Source organism: Phenylobacterium sp. (genome assembly GCF_031425575.1).
GTDB lineage: Bacteria > Pseudomonadota > Alphaproteobacteria > Caulobacterales > Caulobacteraceae > Phenylobacterium.
Genome location: NZ_JANPJP010000101.1, coordinates 1 through 15,327, shown reverse-complemented (window position 1 = coordinate 15,327; position 15,327 = coordinate 1). Strand labels below are relative to the sequence as shown.

Below are 15,327 nucleotides of genomic sequence, written 5' to 3'. Positions count from 1 at the left end.
CCGGTGGTCATTAGTTAATGACTGTCGGTCATGAGGAAGGGCCCATGAGCAGACCTCCGCGGCGGCGGCTTCATCCCGAGGCTCGGAAGCTTGAGATCGTCGAGGCCGCCGAGCGTCTGCTGCAGGCCAATGGCGGCCGGGCCCGGGTCGAGGATGTGGTCCGCGAGGCCGGCGTCGCGAAGGGCACCTTCTTCATCTACTTCCCCACCTGGGATGACCTGCTGGAGACCATCCGCCAGCGGCTGGTCTCCCAATTCGACTCCGCCCACCCCCTGCCCACCGAGGTCGAGGGCCCGGTGGATTGGCCGGCCCTCGTGGAATCCCAGGCCCTGGCCTTCATCGAGTTCACCCTCTCCCGGCGCGGCGTCGGTGAGGCGGTCTTCCATTCCGACTTCGCCGAGCGCCGGCCCCTGGCCGACCACGCCATCCACCGGCTCGCCGGCGTGATCCGCGCGGGCCAGGAGGCCGAAGCCTTCGGGCCGGTCGATCCGGACCCCACAGGGCGCCTGCTCTACGCCGTGATCCACGAGGCGGCCGACGCCGTCGCCGGGGGCGGCGACCGCGCGGCCATCCAGGCCGCCTTGCAACACGTGCTTCGGCGCACCCTCGCGCCATGACCCCAGTCTTCGTGCCAACCCCGGGAGGATCCCATGAGTGAGAGCGTCGTGAACGTCCGGTACATGGTCAGTGACGTGCAGGAGGCCGCCGACTGGTATGTCGGCCTCATGGGCTTCAGCCGACGTCCCAACGCCTCGCCGGCCTTCGCGGCCGTCGAGCGCGGTCCGCTGCGCCTGCTGCTCAGCGGCAAGGCCAGCTCGGCCGGTCGGCCCATGCCCGATGGCCGCCAGCCCGAACCGGGCGGATGGACGCGCTTCCAGATCATCGTCGAGGACTTGGCGTCCGAGGTCGAGCGTTTGCGGGGCGAGGGCGTGACGTTCCGCAATGATATCGTCACCGGCCCCGGAGGATCGCAGATCCTGGCGGAGGATCCGTCGGGCAACCTGGTGGAACTTTTCCAGCCGGGGGCGTGGGGCTGAGCCCCGCGCCCAGGTCGACGAGAGAGGTCGTCAGCGGGACAAGCCGGCCTGTCAGCCAGGCTCAGCGCCGCTTGCGGTCGTCGCGCTCTTCGTCCTCGTCCTTCCCGTCGCCGGGGATCACCGCGCCCACCACCATGCCCGCCCCCTTGGCGGTCAGGCCGACGGCGCTGGCGGTGACGCCCACGGCGGTGCCCACCACGGCGCCGGCGGCCATGGCGATGCAGCCGGCCTGGGAGAGGCCGAGGGCGGCGAGGAGGGCGGCGGTGGCGGCGGTGCGGACAATGGTCATGCTGGGTCCCCGGATGGTCCGTCAGGGTTAACCTGCAATTGATACCAAATGGTGGCGAGGGCGGCGCCAGCCGGTCAGAAGGTCTCTAGAGCCTGAGCGCCCGGGGCGCAGGCCCGTCGGCGGCGCGGCGGCGCGGACCGTCATAGTTCGGGTCCACCTTGCGGCGGCGGTCGGGGCCGAAATAGTCGTCGGTGCGCACGTAGGGGCGCGGGTGGTCGATGATCTTCTGCAGCCGGTCCAGCACGCCGCGCGCGGTGAGCGGCTTGGCCAGGAACTCGTTGACCCCCACGTCGCGGGCCTCGCTGATCCGGCGCATGGTGGAGTGGCCCGTGATCATGATGACCGGCGCCATCTGGTTGGGGCTGTCGGGCGAATTGCGCAGCAACCGCACGAAGTCGATCCCGTCCAGGGGCTCCATGGCCAGGTCGGTCATGACGATATCAATCGGATGGGCGCGCATCTGCTGCAGCGCCTCGGCCCCGTCGCCGGCCTCATAGAGGTTCTGCAGGCCCACCGCGCGCAGGACCTCCGACAACAGCACCCGCATGTGGTGGTTATCGTCCACGATCAGGACCTTGAGGACTTCTAGCCGCACGGGGTTGGTGTTCGCCCTACAATCTAACCTAGAAAACTGGCGTAGCGTCGATAGGGGTGTCGTCATCGACGGCGCGGGAGGCGCTCAGATACCGGCGTCAAACGCGTTCGGTCAACGGGCAATAATCCCTGACAGAACAAAACAATTCGCAACGTGGGGAGGCGTCAAGAGCCGTGCGGCGAAGCTAAGCGTCAGCGGTCTGCTACCTTTCCGGGCAGGTGGGCGGCGCCACCCGTTTGCGCCCGGTGACGCAGGAAGGCGTCGGCCAGGACGCAGGCGGTCATAGCCTCCACCACCGGGACCGCGCGCAGGCCGACACAGGGGTCGTGACGGCCCTTGGTGCGGAGGTCGATGTCCTCGCCGGCCTCGTTGATGGACTGGCGCAGGGAGAGGATGGAGGAGGTGGGCTTGAACGCCACGCGCGCCACCACCGATTGTCCTGTGGAGATGCCCCCCAGGATGCCGCCGGCGCTGTTGGACAGGAACAGCGGTCCCTCATTGCCCATTCGCATCTCGTCGGCGTTCTCCTCGCCGGAGAAGGCGGCCGAGGCGAAGCCCGCGCCCACCTCCACGCCCTTCGCGGCGTTGATCGACATCAGGGCGCCGGCCAGTTCGGCGTCGAGCTTGCCATAGATCGGCGCGCCCCAGCCGGCGGGCACGCCCGTGGCTTCCACCTCGACGATCGCGCCCGTGGAGGAGCCGGACTTGCGCACCGCTTCGAGGTGTTCTTCCCAGACCGACACCATCGCAGGGTCGGGACACCAGAAGGGGTTCTCGGTCGTCTGGTCCCAGTCGAAGCGCGAACGGTCGATGGCGTGCGGCCCGATCTGCACCACCGCGCCACGGATGGTCACGCCGTCGAGTATCTTGCGGGCCACGGCGCCGGCGGCCACCCGAGCGGCGGTCTCACGGGCCGAGGCGCGTCCGCCGCCGCGATAGTCCCGCACCCCGTACTTGGCGAAATAGGCGTAGTCGGCATGGCCGGGGCGGAAGGCCTGGGCGATCTCCGAATAGTCGCGGCTTCGCTGATCGACATTCTCGATGATCATCGAGATCGGCGTGCCGGTGGTGACCTGGCCGTGGGTGCGCTCGTCGGCGAACACGCCCGACAGGATCTTCACCGCGTCGGGCTCCTGGCGCTGGGTGACGAACTTGCCCTGTCCTGGGCGACGCTTGTCGAGCCAGACCTGAATCTCTTCAGCCGTGAGCTGGATGTTGGGCGGGCAGCCGTCGACGACGCAGCCCAGGGCCGGACCATGGCTCTCGCCCCAGGTGGTCACGCGGAACAGATGGCCGAAGCTGTTGTGCGACATGGCGGCGCTTCTAACCGCGCGGGCCGATAATGGCTAGGCCGCCCAGGCGGCGGCGAACCGGCGAAGCTGGGCGCGGGCGGCGGAATCCCCGGTGGCGCTGTCGGCGGCCAGGCGCAGGAAGAGGTGGCCCTGGCGGTGGCGGCCCCGTGTCGGCAGGCCTTGGCCTACCAGGCGGATCAGCCCGCGTTCGCCGGCCTTCCTGGTCAGCCAGACGATGCGCCGGCCCAGCGGCGTCTCCACCGCGATGCGGGCCCCCTCGGCTAGCAGGCGCGGCTCGATCTTGACGGTGATCCAGAGGTCGTCGCCCCGCACCAGCATCTCGCCGTCGCCGCGGATGGCGACCTCCAGCTCGGCCTCGCCCACGCGGACGGTGTCGCCGGCCCGCATCCCGGCGGGCAGCTCGATCTTAACGCGGCGGCCATCGGGCAGGCGGTGCTCGACCTTGCCGCCGGTCATGGCGATCAGCGGCGGCACCGAGAGGGTCGGGGAACTGACGATGGGACGGCTGACCGTGGCCGGCGGCTGGCTGACCCGGTCGCGGGGAACCGGGGCGGTCTGCAGGATATGATAGGCCTCGACCACCTGCCGGAAGCGTTCGGCGTCGCCACCCTTGCGGTCCGGATGGGCGCGTTTGGCGGCCTCGCGGAAGGCGCGGCGCAGTTCGGCGGGGCCGGCGAGGGGGCCCGCGCCCAGCACCTCGCGCGCTCGTTTCGCGCTCATCGTCGTGGAGTTCGCAACAGCCATCGGCGACAGTTTTAGGAAGACGCAGTCAATGGGGGGTTAAGCCCTGACGCCGGAAGGCGCCTGCGCTATATGCGGAGCCATGACCGACAAGCCCGCCATTCCCGCCTCGCCGACCGAGGATGACTATGTCCGCAGCGTCACGGAGGCCACGCCGCTTCCGCTGCTGTCGGAAGAGGATCCCATGACCCTGTTCTCGGCCTGGCTGGCTGAGGCGGTGGCCAAGGAGCCCAACGACGCCAACGCCATGGCCCTGGCCACGGCCGACGCAGACGGACTGCCCGACGTGCGCATGGTGCTGCTGAAGGACGCCGACGAGCGCGGCTTCGTCTTCTATTCCAACGCCCAGAGCGCCAAGGGCCAGGAGATCGCCGCCAATCCACAGGCCGCCCTGCTGTTCCACTGGAAGTCCCTGCGCCGCCAGGTCCGGGTCCGGGGTCCGGTCTCCCACGTCAGCGAGGCCGAGGCTGACGCCTATTGGGCCACGCGCGCCAAGCCGACCCAGATCGGCGGCTGGGCCTCGGAACAGTCACGGCCGTTGCCCGACCGCCTGGCCCTTGAAAAGCGCATCGCCGAATACGGGCTCAAATTCGGCCTGGGCAAGGTGCCGCGTCCGCCGCACTGGCCGGGCTTCCGCGTCACCCCCCACAGCATCGAGTTCTGGCGCGACCGCCCGTTCCGCCTGCACGAGCGCCTGGTCTTCGTCCGCGAAGGCTCAGGCTGGACCACCCAGCGGCTCTATCCTTGACCGATCCGCAGGAAGCCGAGGTCGCCGCCTGGTTCGAGGCCAAGGCTGAGCGCGCCATCGAGACCGCCTGCGCCCGGGTCTATCTGGCCGGCGACCAGGCCTTCAAGGTCAAGCGCCGGGTGGAGCTGGGCTATCTCGACTATTCCACCCTGGACCTGCGCCACTGGGCGCTTGAGCGTGAGCTGAGCTTCAACCGCGCGGCGGCCTCGGACATCTACCGCGCGGTCCGCAGGGTGACGCGGGCGGCGGACGGCGGGCTGGAGCTGGACGGCGCGGGCGAGACCGTCGAGTTCGCCCTGGAAATGCGCCGCTTCGACGAGCATGCGGTCCTGGCCGCTCGGCCCTGGGCGGTGGACGGGGCGCTGGCCGACGCGCTGGGCCGCACGGTGGCCGGCTTCCATGCCGATGCGCCCGTCCGTCCCAATGGCGGCGGCGGCAAGGCGCTGAAATACACCATCGATTCCAACGCCCAGCTGCTGAGGGGCCTGGCCGCCCGCCTGGGCGCCGAGCGCGTCGAGGAAGCCGTGGCCGCCACCGACGCCGAGTACCACCGCCTGGAGCCCCTGCTGGACGCGCGCCGCGCCGCCGGGTTCGGCCGCCACTGCCACGGCGACCTGCACCTGGGGAACATCCTGCTGGAGGATGGCCGCCCCATCCTCTTCGACTGCATCGAGTTCAATGACGTGCTGTCGGAGATCGATGTCCAGTACGACCTGGCCTTCCTGCTGATGGACCTGCAGTTTCGTAGGCGGTCGGATGCGGCCGTCCGCGCGCTGTCGGCCTATTTCGACCAGGCCGCCCGGGGCTGGGGCGATGAGCTGCGGGCCGGCATGGCCGCCCTGCCGCTGATGCTGTCGGTCCGCGCCGCCGTCCGCGCTCATGTCTGCGCCTACAGCGGCGACGATGCGGGCGCCGTCGCCTATCTCGACGCCGCCATCGCCCACCTGACACCGGTGGCGCCCAGCTTGGCGGCGGTGGGCGGGCTCTCCGGCGCCGGCAAGTCCACCTTCGCCCGCCTGATCGCGCCGGGCCTCGGCGCCTCGCCCGGCGCGGTGGTTCTGCGCACCGACGAAGTCCGCAAGCGCCTGCTGGGGGTGGCCCCGGAGGCCAGGCTCTCCAGCGCCGTCTACTCCCCGGCCTTCTACCAGGACGTCTACGACACGATGTTCGCCGATGCGCGCGCCCTGCTGGCCGCGGGCCGCGCCGTGGTCCTGGACGCCACCTTCATCGCGCCCGAACTGCGCGCCCGCGCCGAGGCGCTCGCGGCCGAGATGGGTCTGGCCTTCCATGGCGTCTGGCTGGAGGCCGCGCCGGACATTCTCGCCGCCCGCATCGGCGGCCGCAGCGGCGATGCGTCGGACGCCACCCGCGCCACCCTTCAGATGCAGCTCGACCGCGACATCGGCGAGGTGGCCTGGACCCACGTCGACGCCTCAGGCCCCGCCGAGGACTCCGCCGAGGCCTGGTCGATCCGCTACGCTCGCGGGTGATCGCACCTGCGCGGGCGCCGCAGGGGCTAAGATTCACTGTCCGTTAGTCAAGAGCACCCAAGGGTCGCCGGGCAACTCGGAGATCGGTGTTATGGGCGCGCAGCAACAGACCGTGGAGGTGCTCGAGGCCAGCGTGTCCAGCATGGTGGGCGTCCTGGCCTGGGAGATCGAACTGGCCGGCGCCCGTTGCATGAAGCTTGACGTCCTGATCGGCCAACTGATGACCATCCTGCCCCCGGAACACCGCGAGAAGCTTGTGGAGGGCATGCACACGGTCGATCTGCTGGGCCAGCAGCTCACCAGTCTCTCCACCTTCGCCCGTCACCTCAGCGCTGGAATCCCTGAGGAGGTGACCGCTTCGGTTGAGGACGCGCTGGGCGGCATGACCCTGGGCGCCCTGGCCGACCGCATGTTCAGCGCCCTGGGCGGCGAGGAGAAGGGCATCAATGACGGCGACGAGGCGGGCGACCTTGACCTGTTCTGACCCCTCCGTCCCGACCCTCAAGGGCGCGCGCCGATGAACTTAGAGAGCCAAGGCCGCAGGATCCTGATCTGTGACGTCGATCGCACCGTGCTGGAGCTGCTGCAGATCCGCTTCGATCTCGCCGGCTGCCACACCTTCGTCGCTCGCACCGGGGCCTCGGCCTTGGAGACCGTAAGGACCGCGCGTCCTGCGGCCATGATTCTGGAGCTGAACCTGCCGGAGATGGACGGCTTCGACGTGCTGCGCGCCCTCAATCCGCGCGGCGAGGGGATCCATTTCCCAGTCTTGGTGATGGGCAAGAAACTGTCCGCCGAGGACATCCAGCGGGCGGTGGCGCTGGGCGCCCGGGATTGCCTGGCCAAGCCCTTCAGCGGTGCTGATGTGCTGGAGCGCGTCGCCCGCCAGTTCCGCCGTCATGCCCCGCCCGCCCCGCCGCTCGCCGCCCAGTCCCTCCGCACGGCGATGGTCTAGCGCCCGCGAGGACTGATCGCCGGACAACCTCCGCTTCCCTTCGCGGTAAAGCTGCGGCCATTGTGCGCCGCGTGAACATCCTCTTCATCACCCTCGACCAGTTCCGCGGCGACGCTCTGGCCTGCGCCGGCCATCCGGTCGTGCAGACACCGCACCTCGACAGGTTGGCCCGTGGGGGGGTGCGGTTCGCCCGCCACTACAGCCAGGCAGCCCCCTGCAGTCCGGGCCGGGCCAGCCTCTACACCGGGACCTACCAACTCAATCATCGGGTGGTGGCCAACGGCACGCCGCTGGACCGGCGCCTGGACAACGTAGCCAAGGCCGCCCGCAGGGCCGGCTACACACCAACCCTGTTTGGCTACACTGACCAGGCGGTCGACCCTCGGGACGCCACCGGCCCCGACGACCCGCGCTTCAAGTCCTGGGAGGGGGTCCTGCCGGGCTTCGAGGTGGGCCTGAACTTCGCCACTCACGATCCGGGTGTCTGGACCGGGTGGCTGCGCGGCCTGGGGTATCAGGTCCCCGACGACTATGAGGGCGCGGTGGGCGGCGAGCCGGGCCGGCCTGCCGAGCACAGCCTGTCAGCCTATCATACCGACGTCCTGCTGGACTGGATCGCGGCCCAGAAGGGACCCTGGTTCGCCCACCTGTCCCAGCTTCGGCCGCACCCGCCCTATGGCGCGGCGGGGCGTTTCTCAACGATGTACGATCCCGCAGACATGCCTGCGCCCATCGCGCCCTCGCAAGATCGCCACCGGCTGCACGACGGCCTGCGCCGCGCCATCGGCGCGCCTGAGGACCCGACCGAAATGGCGCAGCTCCAGGCCCAGTATTTCGGCATGATCAGCGAGGTGGATCACCAGCTCGGTCGCCTTTGGGCGGCGCTGGAAGCGTCGGGCGAATGGGAGGACACCTTCATCGTCGTCACCGCCGATCATGGCGAGCAGCTCGGCGATCACGGCTTGATCCAGAAGTCGGGCTTCTTCGAGGAGAGCTACCACATCCTGGGCATCGTCCGTGATCCGCGCCGGCCCCGCGCCCACGGCTCGGTGGTGGACCGTTTCACCGAGAACGTGGATGTCCTGCCCACGCTCTGCGAAGCGATGGGCCTGCCCGTCCCCGACCAGTGCGACGGCCTGCCGCTGACGCACTTCCTTGCGGGCGAGGACCCGCCGAGCGGCTGGCGCGCCGCCGCCCACTGGGAATTCGACTGGCGCGGCTCCAACATCGCCAAGGGCGTCCAGGCCTGGCCTTGGGACCGGCGGCTGGAGCAGCAGAATCTGGCGGTGCTGCGCTCGGGGCAGGCCGCCTATGTCCAGTTCGGCGACGGCGCATGGCTCTGTTTCGACCTTGCCGCCGACCCCACCTGGCGGACGTCGGTCACCGATACCGGTGTCATCCTCGCCCACGCCCAGGCGATGCTCACCTGGCGCGCCCAGCACACCGACCGCACCCTCACCGGCTTGCTGATCGACAGTGGCGGGACGGGACGCTGGCCAGCCACGCACGCCTGACGCAAATCTTGACCAAAACCCTCGCGTCAGAAGGGCGCAGCGTTGCGTCGGAGCCCGGCAAAAACTAGCCTGTCGCGCGCCCGTTCAGAGGCCGCAGTGGAGGACGCTTTTCGATGCAAGGCAGGATGCAGGACTGGCCGCTGACGGTCGACCGGATCATCGATCACGCCAAGTCCTGGCACGGCGACCGCGAGATCGTCTCGCGCTCCGTCGAAGGTCCCATGGTGCGCACCACCTATGCGCAGGTCCATGCGCGGGCAAAGCGCGTCTCCAACGTGCTGCGGGGCCTGAATATCCAGCCGGGCGACCGCGTCGCGACCCTGGCCTGGAACACCGCCCGGCACATCGAGGCCTGGTACGGGATCATGGGGATGGGGGCGGTCTGCCACACCCTCAACCCGCGGCTGTTCTCCGAGCAGCTCGTCTACATCATCAACCACGCCGAAGATAAGGTCATCTTCACCGACCTGACCTTCCTGCCGATCCTGGCCGGGATCCGCGACCAGATCCCCACCGTGCAGCACATCATCGTCTTCACCGACGACGCTCACATGACCGACGCCCTGCCCGGCGCACATTCCTATGAGAGCCTGCTGAGCCAGGTGTCCGAGGACGCCGTCTGGGGCGGCTTCGACGAGAATTCTCCGGCCGGCCTCTGCTACACCTCCGGCACGACCGGCAACCCGAAGGGCGTGCTCTATACCCACCGCTCCAACTTCCTGCACACCCTGGTGACCATGGGCGCTGACGTGCTCGGCATCGGGGCCACCGACACCGTCCTGCCGGTGGTGCCCATGTTCCACGCCAACGCCTGGGGCGTGGCCTTCTCCGCGCCCGCCGTGGGCGCCAAGCTGGTCATGCCGGGCGCCAAGCTGGACGGCGCCTCGATACACGAACTCTTGGAGAGCGAGCAGGTCACCTTCTCGGCCGCGGTGCCCACCGTCTGGCAGATGCTGCTGACCCATCTGCGCGACACCAACGGGACCCTCAACAGCCTCAAGCGCGTCGTCATCGGCGGCTCGGCGGTGCCCGAGGCGATCGTTCGGGCCTTCCGCGACGAGTACGGCGTGGCCGTCACCCATGCCTGGGGCATGACCGAGACCTCGCCGCTCGGCACCCAGGCCACGCCGAACCACAAGATCGCCGCGATGGACGACGAAGCCCAGCTTCGCTTCCAGCTGAAGCAGGGCCGCCCGCCGCTGGGCATCGACCTGCGGCTCACCAATGATGAGGGCCAGGACCTGCCCCGCGACGGCCACACCTTCGGCAAGCTGCTGGTGAAGGGCCCGTTCGTGGTGGGCGAGTACTTCAAGGGCGACGGCGGCCGCATCCTCGACGACCAGGGCTTCTTCGACACCGGCGACGTCGCCACCCTGGACGAGCACGGCTTCATGCAGATCACCGACCGCGCCAAGGACGTCATCAAGTCCGGCGGGGAGTGGATCAGCACCATCGAGATCGAGAACATCGCGGCTGGCCATCCCAAGGCCGAGCTGGCTGCGGTCATCGGCATGGCCCACCCCAAGTGGGACGAGCGGCCCCTGCTGCTGGTCAAGCTGCGCCCTGGCCAGGAGGCCACGAAAGAGGATTTCCTCCAGTTCCTGGAAGGCAAGATCGCCAAGTGGTGGATGCCCGACGACGTGGTCTTCGTCGACGACATCCCGCTGGGCGCCACCGGCAAGATCGACAAGAAGCTGATCCGCACCCGGATGGCCGACTATGTCTTGCCCACCGCCGCTGCGGCCGCCGCCTCCACCATCGCCCTGGCCGCTCGGCCCGAGCCGAAGATCTATGCACCGGAGCCTGAGACCCCTGCCGAACCGGAGGTTCACGCCCACGCCCAGGCCGCGCCGCAGGATGACCACGCGGGCTGGTCTCCCGCAGCCAAGCCCACCCAGGAGGAGAGCTATTCCGGACTCACGGTCCTGACGCCGACCCTGGATGACGCTGCAGCCGTGGAGGCCCAGGCGGAGGCCATCGCCCCTTTTCCCGCTGAGCCCGCGTCCGAGACGCACGCCTCCGCTATCCCGGCGCCCGAAGTCCATGCGCCCCTGACCTTCGGCTCGCCCTCCGACGAGGAGCCCTTCGGGGCGCCCCTGGTCCCGCGCCGGACGAAGACGCGCAAGGGCGACGGCTTCGCGGGCTTCTATCTGAACCTGGCCACCCTGGTGGCCCTGACGCCGGCCCTTATGGTGGGCGCCGGCATGCTGGGCACCCGCTACGGCCTGATGGACTGGAAGACCGGCCTGGGGGTCATCGCGCTGGAATGGGCGCCCAAGGTGACCATGATCGCCGTGGCCGCGGGCCTGCTGGGGATCATCATCGCCCTGTTCGCGGGCTTTGGCCGCTACTGGGCCCGCGCCCTGATGGTGCTGATCCTCTGCGGCGCGACCTTCGGCGGCTATCTCTGGGCCCGCCAGGCCCAGATCACCAACCCGCCCATCAATGACGTGTCCACCGACTGGACCATGCCGCTCACCTTCTCCCAGAAGATGATGCGCGAGCGGGGACCCGAGGCGATCATGGTGGAGGCCGATCCGATGCGCCCCATGGACTCCTTCGCCTATGCGGGCCGCCGCATCGCCGAGATCAACGCCGAGACCTGCGCCGAGGCCCGGCCGCTGATCCTGGCCAGCGCGCCAGGTCAGGCCTACACCAGGGCCAAGGCCGCGGTGGAGCAGGCAGGCCTGGACCTGGTCACCGACGATCCCGTCGCGGGCCGCCTCGAGGCCACCGGCCGCAGCACCGCCTTCGGCTTCAAGAACGACGTGGTGGTCCGCGTCCTACCGGCGCCGCAAGGGTCCCGCATCGACGTCCGCGCCATCGGCCGTGTTCCCGTTTCCGACTTCGGAGCCAACTGCGCCCGGGTCACGGAGCTGATCGGGGCGATGCGGAGCTGATCCGCGCCGGCATTTCGGGGGCGACAGCCAAAGGAAGGGCTCGAAGGCGCAACGAATAGGGAGGCGGCTCGTTGGAGCGACGCAACGCTCGCCCCCTTGGACGCCAATGACTCTCCAGCCCCCGCGACGGATAGATATTCGCGATAACCGGCTCGCCGCGGCGATCATCGAGCATGCGGTCGAGTACGCCATCCTGACCATGGAATTTGACGGGACCATCACCTCGTGGAGTCCGGGGGCGGAGCGGATGACCGGCTATGCCGACGCGGAGATCGTCGGATCGAACTTCTCCCTGCTCTTCACCCCGTCGGACCGCTCGGCGGGGGAGGACAAGATCGAGCGCGCGACGACTCTGCGTGATGGTCGGGCCGAGGATTCCCGCCGGCACGTGAGCAAGGACGGCTCGCGCTTCTGGGCCAACGGCATGACGATGCTGATGCGCGATCCGGATCTGACCTGCCTGCTCAAGGTCATGCGCGACGAGACCCCTGCCAAGCGGGCGGACGAACAACGCGTGCTTCTGCTCAATGAGCTGAACCACCGGATCAACAACACCCTGGCCACCGTGCAATCCATCGCCGAGCAGACCCTGCGGGGCAGGGAGGTGAGCAGTGAAACGCGTGGTGACCTGGCCGGGCGCCTGCTCACGCTGTCGGAGGCCCACAGGGTGCTGGTGGACGAGAACTGGGCGGGCGCGGATCTGCACACCATTGTGCGCAAGGCCCTGGCCCCCCACGCCGGCGGCGACGGCCGCATCGTCTTCGATGGCCCCGACGTGCGGCTAAGTCCCCCACAGGCGGTCTCGATGGCCCTGGCCCTGCATGAACTCGCCACCAACGCCCTCAAGTACGGATCTCTGACCAGCCCTGAGGGGACGGTGCGGATTGACTGGAACCTGGCGCACGACGGCGCCGGCGGTCGGCATCTAACCTTTCTCTGGGAGGAGCAAGGCGGCCCCGCCGTCGCGACCCCGACTCGCCGGGGTTTCGGAACAAGGCTCCTGGCCCGCACCTTCGCCGAGGAGAACGGGGGGAGGGCGGAGGTGCAATACAATCCGTCGGGCCTGCGATGCCTGATCCATCTGCCGCTTTCCGCCTGCGAGGAAGCGCTGGTCCTGGATCTCTCGGCCGAGGCCGGGGCGTAAGCGCCCACCGCCCGGCGCCGCCGCCGACTTGATCTAGCTCAAGGAAGCCGCCGTCCGGTCCGCCAGATTGGGGTCAAAGGAGACCCCAATGCCTGACATCGGCCTGATCCAGCAGATCTATCTCGGCGGCGTGATCACCGCCTTCCTGAGCTTCATCCTCGTCCTGGGCTTCGGCGCCCTCTATTCCAACGCGGCGCCCCGCAAGCGCCTAGAGGCCGCGCCGGCCCGTCAGGCGGAGCCGGCGGAGACGGCCCGGCGCGAGGCCGCCTGAGGCTCGTCGTCAGGCGCGGCGGTAATCGCTGTCGGGGCCGGGCTTGCCGTCGGTGGTCACCAGGCCGCGCTTCACCAGGTCGATCATGTGACCCAGCACCGAGCGCGCCGCGGCTGGGTGCAGCCGGGGATCAACATCGGCGTAGAGCACGGGGACCATCTCCCGGATTCTGCCATGGCCGTCCGTCACCGCCTTCAGCACCTGGGCTTCGCGGGCCCGACGGTGGGCGATATAGGCGTCGATGAAGGGCGCCACCTCGGTGACCGGCGGCCCGTGGGTCGGCCATAGAACGGAGAAGTCGCGGGCCTTCACCAGGTCGAGACTGTCCATATAGTCGGTCATGTCGCCGTCCGGCGGCGTGATCACCGTCGTTGACCAGCCCATGATGTGGTCGCCAGAGAACAGCGCATTCTCTTCCTTCAGCGCAAAGCAGATGTGGTTGGAGGTGTGACCCGGGGTGGCGATCGCCTCCAGCGTCCAGCCCGGTCGCTCCAGGACCTGACCGCCGCCGCACAGGCTGACGTCCGGCGCAAAGCCGAAGTCCGCGCCGGCCTCCATCCTCACGCCACTGTCGTCCACCGGGATCTCGGCCACGGCGCAGCCGTAGATGGTCGCCCCGGTCCGCGCCTTCAGCGGCCCCGCCAGGGGCGAGTGGTCGGAGTGGTGGTGGGTGATCAGGATGTGGGTGATCTTTTCGCCCGGCTCCAGGGCGCCCAGGATGGCCTCCAGATGGTCGTCCATGTCCGGGCCTGGGTCGATCACCGCCACCTCGCCACGGCCGACGATATAGGTGCCGGTGCCCAGATAGGTGAAGGGGCCGGGATTGTTGGCCACCACCCGCCGGATCAGGGGGGAGACCTGGTCAGCCTTGCCGTAGTCGAACTTGATCTCGCGGACATAGGGAATCATCGGGCGGTCTCCTTTGGGAGCGTGACAGCCTGAAGTGGGTACCGGTTCAGGCGACCGTCACGCGACAGACTAAAGAAAAGGGCGGCGCTTATCGACTCCCGGCGCCGACCTTGCGCTGCGTCGCCTCAGTTCAGGATTGTGAGGCGGTTATGGCGGCGCAGGCGGTGATGTTTGTTTCAAAACGGCTTCAGCGGGTGGTCTTCGCCCTGATGTGTCTCATGACGGCGCAACTGGTTCTGACCATGGCCAGCTGCGAGCCCGACGAACCGGCCCTATTGGGCGCGGTCCGCGTGCCGATCTCCTATCCGGGCTGAGCTGGCAGGACACCCTTGAGGTCGTAGCCGGCCTGATGGCCCAGCTCCACCAGTTCGTCGCGCGAGCGGGCGCCGTCCATGACCTCACCCAATGACCAGGTGATGATCGAGCGCGTGCCCGAGCGGCAGAAAGCTAGCACCGGGCCCTCGGAGTTTTCCAGGATCGAGCGTTCCTCGGCCACCTGGTCCTGGGTGGGACCGCCGCGCACCGGGATGTAGGCGTATTGCAGACCCGCCGCCTTGGCCGCGGCCTCGACTTGCGCGCTGCTTGGCTGAGCAGGGTCCTCACCGTCTGGACGGTTGTTGATCACCAACTTGAACCCCAGGTCGGCGGCCCTTTTCAGGTCGTCCAGGCCGATCTGCGGGCTGACGGAGAGCTGGTCGGTGACGCGTCGGAATTCGGTCATGGTCTGACTTCACTTGAGGTGGGAGGCGGCCCTTCGTTGACATCATCGGGGGGCGATGAAACTTTCGCAACGCCCGGCCGTCAAAAGGCCCTCCACCTTGAGCTTCCAAATCCATGTTGCGTTTCATAGGCCGACGACTCCTCGTGGCCATCCCGACGCTGTTCCTCGTCGTCACGCTCGCCTTCTTCATGATGCGCGCGGCGCCCGGCAGCCCCTTCGACATGGACCGCAAGCTCTCGCCCGAGATCGAGGCCAATGTCATGGCCAAGTACGGGATGGATAAGCCGCTGGGCGAGCAGTACGCCGACTACCTCAAGGGCGTGCTGCAGGGCGATTTCGGGCCTTCCCTGAAGTACAAGGACAAGACCGTCCTGCAGATCCTGCAGGAGAACTACAAGGTCAGTCTCACCCTTGGCCTCTCGGCCATCACCCTGGCCGGCGCCATCGGCGTGACCCTGGGCGTGCTGGCGGCGCTGAAGCAGAACGGATGGGTGGACTTCGGCGTCATGGGGGTGGCGATCATCGGGGTCTGCATCCCCACCTTCGTCACTGCGCCGCTGCTGGTGCTGCTGTTTGGATCGATCCTGCAGTGGCTGCCCAACGGCGGCTGGAACGACGGGGCGATCCAGAACCTGATCCTGCCTATCACCGTCTTGGCCCTGCCGCAGATCGCCATCATCTCGCGCCTGACCCGGGCCGG

Annotated in this window: 18 protein-coding genes; 12 read left to right on the top strand and 6 right to left on the bottom strand. The window is 68.7% G+C overall.

The genetic code is table 11. The annotated features are described in order from the left end of the window. Positions 1-44 precede the first annotated feature (44 nt). Both RMO97_RS05410 and RMO97_RS05405 read left to right on the top strand, forming a co-directional pair. Positions 45-617 carry a helix-turn-helix domain-containing protein gene (locus RMO97_RS05410; RefSeq protein ID WP_310539507.1) on the top strand — a complete coding sequence of 191 codons (573 nt, stop codon included), beginning with the start codon at positions 45-47 and terminating at the stop codon, positions 615-617. 33 nt (positions 618-650) lie between these two features. Further along, positions 651-1,037 (top strand): VOC family protein, encoded by a 387-nt coding sequence (locus RMO97_RS05405; protein WP_310539506.1) that lies wholly within the window; start codon positions 651-653, stop codon positions 1,035-1,037. A 61-nt stretch (positions 1,038-1,098) separates the two neighbouring features. Here RMO97_RS05405 and RMO97_RS05400 read toward each other — a convergent pair whose 3' ends face one another. The 4 genes from RMO97_RS05400 to RMO97_RS05385 form a co-directional block, all read right to left on the bottom strand. Then, entirely contained in the window at positions 1,099-1,326 is a 228-nt protein-coding gene (locus RMO97_RS05400) for a hypothetical protein (RefSeq protein ID WP_310539505.1), read from the bottom strand. Between the two features lie 85 nt (positions 1,327-1,411). Continuing rightward, complete coding sequence (locus RMO97_RS05395; RefSeq protein ID WP_310539504.1) at positions 1,412-1,921, bottom strand: response regulator; 510 nt, start codon at positions 1,919-1,921, stop codon at positions 1,412-1,414. Positions 1,922-2,112: 191 nt separating this feature from the next. Then, positions 2,113-3,234 carry a chorismate synthase gene (gene aroC / locus RMO97_RS05390; protein ID WP_310539503.1) on the bottom strand — a complete coding sequence of 374 codons (1,122 nt, stop codon included), beginning with the start codon at positions 3,232-3,234 and terminating at the stop codon, positions 2,113-2,115. Between the two features lie 33 nt (positions 3,235-3,267). Then, entirely contained in the window at positions 3,268-3,954 is a 687-nt protein-coding gene (locus tag RMO97_RS05385; protein ID WP_310539502.1) for a DnaJ domain-containing protein, read from the bottom strand. Between the two features lie 103 nt (positions 3,955-4,057). Between RMO97_RS05385 and pdxH the strand changes: the two genes are divergently transcribed. From pdxH to RMO97_RS05345, 8 genes are all read left to right on the top strand, one after another. After that, the gene (pdxH, locus tag RMO97_RS05380; RefSeq protein ID WP_310539501.1) at positions 4,058-4,723 is read left to right on the top strand and encodes a pyridoxamine 5'-phosphate oxidase; all 666 of its coding nucleotides are present in this window, start codon (positions 4,058-4,060) and stop codon (positions 4,721-4,723) included. Continuing rightward, positions 4,720-6,213, top strand: a complete 1,494-nt coding sequence (locus tag RMO97_RS05375) for an AAA family ATPase (RefSeq protein ID WP_310539500.1) — start codon at positions 4,720-4,722, stop codon at positions 6,211-6,213. Before pdxH ends, RMO97_RS05375 begins: the two co-directional genes overlap by 4 nt. A gap of 91 nt (positions 6,214-6,304) precedes the next feature. After that, positions 6,305-6,697, top strand: a complete 393-nt coding sequence (locus RMO97_RS05370; RefSeq protein ID WP_310539499.1) for a hypothetical protein — start codon at positions 6,305-6,307, stop codon at positions 6,695-6,697. Between the two features lie 33 nt (positions 6,698-6,730). Beyond that, entirely contained in the window at positions 6,731-7,168 is a 438-nt protein-coding gene (locus tag RMO97_RS05365; protein WP_310539498.1) for a response regulator, read from the top strand. 71 nt (positions 7,169-7,239) lie between these two features. Next, positions 7,240-8,682, top strand: a complete 1,443-nt coding sequence (locus RMO97_RS05360; protein WP_310539497.1) for a sulfatase-like hydrolase/transferase — start codon at positions 7,240-7,242, stop codon at positions 8,680-8,682. Positions 8,683-8,795: 113 nt separating this feature from the next. Further along, complete coding sequence (locus tag RMO97_RS05355) at positions 8,796-11,582, top strand: long-chain-fatty-acid--CoA ligase (protein WP_310539496.1); 2,787 nt, start codon at positions 8,796-8,798, stop codon at positions 11,580-11,582. 106 nt (positions 11,583-11,688) lie between these two features. Then, positions 11,689-12,726, top strand: coding sequence for an HWE histidine kinase domain-containing protein (locus RMO97_RS05350; RefSeq protein WP_310539495.1), 1,038 nt, complete (start codon positions 11,689-11,691; stop codon positions 12,724-12,726). Between the two features lie 88 nt (positions 12,727-12,814). After that, positions 12,815-12,997, top strand: a complete 183-nt coding sequence (locus RMO97_RS05345) for a hypothetical protein (protein WP_310539494.1) — start codon at positions 12,815-12,817, stop codon at positions 12,995-12,997. A 9-nt stretch (positions 12,998-13,006) separates the two neighbouring features. Here the strand turns inward: RMO97_RS05345 and RMO97_RS05340 are convergent, their stop codons facing one another. Continuing rightward, positions 13,007-13,906, bottom strand: coding sequence for an MBL fold metallo-hydrolase (locus RMO97_RS05340; RefSeq protein WP_310539493.1), 900 nt, complete (start codon positions 13,904-13,906; stop codon positions 13,007-13,009). 149 nt (positions 13,907-14,055) lie between these two features. Here RMO97_RS05340 and RMO97_RS05335 point away from each other — a divergent pair, with 149 nt between their 5' ends. Beyond that, on the top strand, positions 14,056-14,220 hold the full coding sequence (locus RMO97_RS05335) for a hypothetical protein (protein WP_215341668.1): 165 nt from the start codon (positions 14,056-14,058) through the stop codon (positions 14,218-14,220). On the opposite strand, the gene RMO97_RS05330 is transcribed toward RMO97_RS05335, so the two are convergent. Next, positions 14,208-14,627 carry a TIGR01244 family sulfur transferase gene (locus RMO97_RS05330; RefSeq protein ID WP_310539492.1) on the bottom strand — a complete coding sequence of 140 codons (420 nt, stop codon included), beginning with the start codon at positions 14,625-14,627 and terminating at the stop codon, positions 14,208-14,210. The two genes, RMO97_RS05335 and RMO97_RS05330, sit on opposite strands and share 13 nt — an antisense overlap. A 113-nt stretch (positions 14,628-14,740) precedes the next feature. Here RMO97_RS05330 and RMO97_RS05325 point away from each other — a divergent pair. Continuing rightward, positions 14,741-15,327 (top strand): ABC transporter permease subunit (locus RMO97_RS05325; RefSeq protein WP_310539491.1); only part of this gene is annotated, 587 nt, incomplete at its 3' end.

What these genes read in the sequence shown, in the direction of transcription:
- RMO97_RS05410 (WP_310539507.1), top strand. Translation starts at nt 45, where the DNA reads ATGAGCAGACCTCCGCGGCGGCGGCTTCATCCCGAGGCTCGGAAGCTT.
- RMO97_RS05405 (WP_310539506.1), top strand. Translation starts at nt 651, where the DNA reads ATGAGTGAGAGCGTCGTGAACGTCCGGTACATGGTCAGTGACGTGCAG.
- RMO97_RS05400 (WP_310539505.1), bottom strand. Translation starts at nt 1,326, where the DNA reads ATGACCATTGTCCGCACCGCCGCCACCGCCGCCCTCCTCGCCGCCCTC.
- aroC (WP_310539503.1), bottom strand. Translation starts at nt 3,234, where the DNA reads ATGTCGCACAACAGCTTCGGCCATCTGTTCCGCGTGACCACCTGGGGC.
- RMO97_RS05385 (WP_310539502.1), bottom strand. Translation starts at nt 3,954, where the DNA reads ATGAGCGCGAAACGAGCGCGCGAGGTGCTGGGCGCGGGCCCCCTCGCC.
- pdxH (WP_310539501.1), top strand. Translation starts at nt 4,058, where the DNA reads ATGACCGACAAGCCCGCCATTCCCGCCTCGCCGACCGAGGATGACTAT.
- RMO97_RS05370 (WP_310539499.1), top strand. Translation starts at nt 6,305, where the DNA reads ATGGGCGCGCAGCAACAGACCGTGGAGGTGCTCGAGGCCAGCGTGTCC.
- RMO97_RS05365 (WP_310539498.1), top strand. Translation starts at nt 6,731, where the DNA reads ATGAACTTAGAGAGCCAAGGCCGCAGGATCCTGATCTGTGACGTCGAT.
- RMO97_RS05355 (WP_310539496.1), top strand. Translation starts at nt 8,796, where the DNA reads ATGCAAGGCAGGATGCAGGACTGGCCGCTGACGGTCGACCGGATCATC.
- RMO97_RS05350 (WP_310539495.1), top strand. Translation starts at nt 11,689, where the DNA reads ATGACTCTCCAGCCCCCGCGACGGATAGATATTCGCGATAACCGGCTC.
- RMO97_RS05345 (WP_310539494.1), top strand. Translation starts at nt 12,815, where the DNA reads ATGCCTGACATCGGCCTGATCCAGCAGATCTATCTCGGCGGCGTGATC.
- RMO97_RS05340 (WP_310539493.1), bottom strand. Translation starts at nt 13,906, where the DNA reads ATGATTCCCTATGTCCGCGAGATCAAGTTCGACTACGGCAAGGCTGAC.
- RMO97_RS05335 (WP_215341668.1), top strand. Translation starts at nt 14,056, where the DNA reads ATGGCGGCGCAGGCGGTGATGTTTGTTTCAAAACGGCTTCAGCGGGTG.
- RMO97_RS05330 (WP_310539492.1), bottom strand. Translation starts at nt 14,627, where the DNA reads ATGACCGAATTCCGACGCGTCACCGACCAGCTCTCCGTCAGCCCGCAG.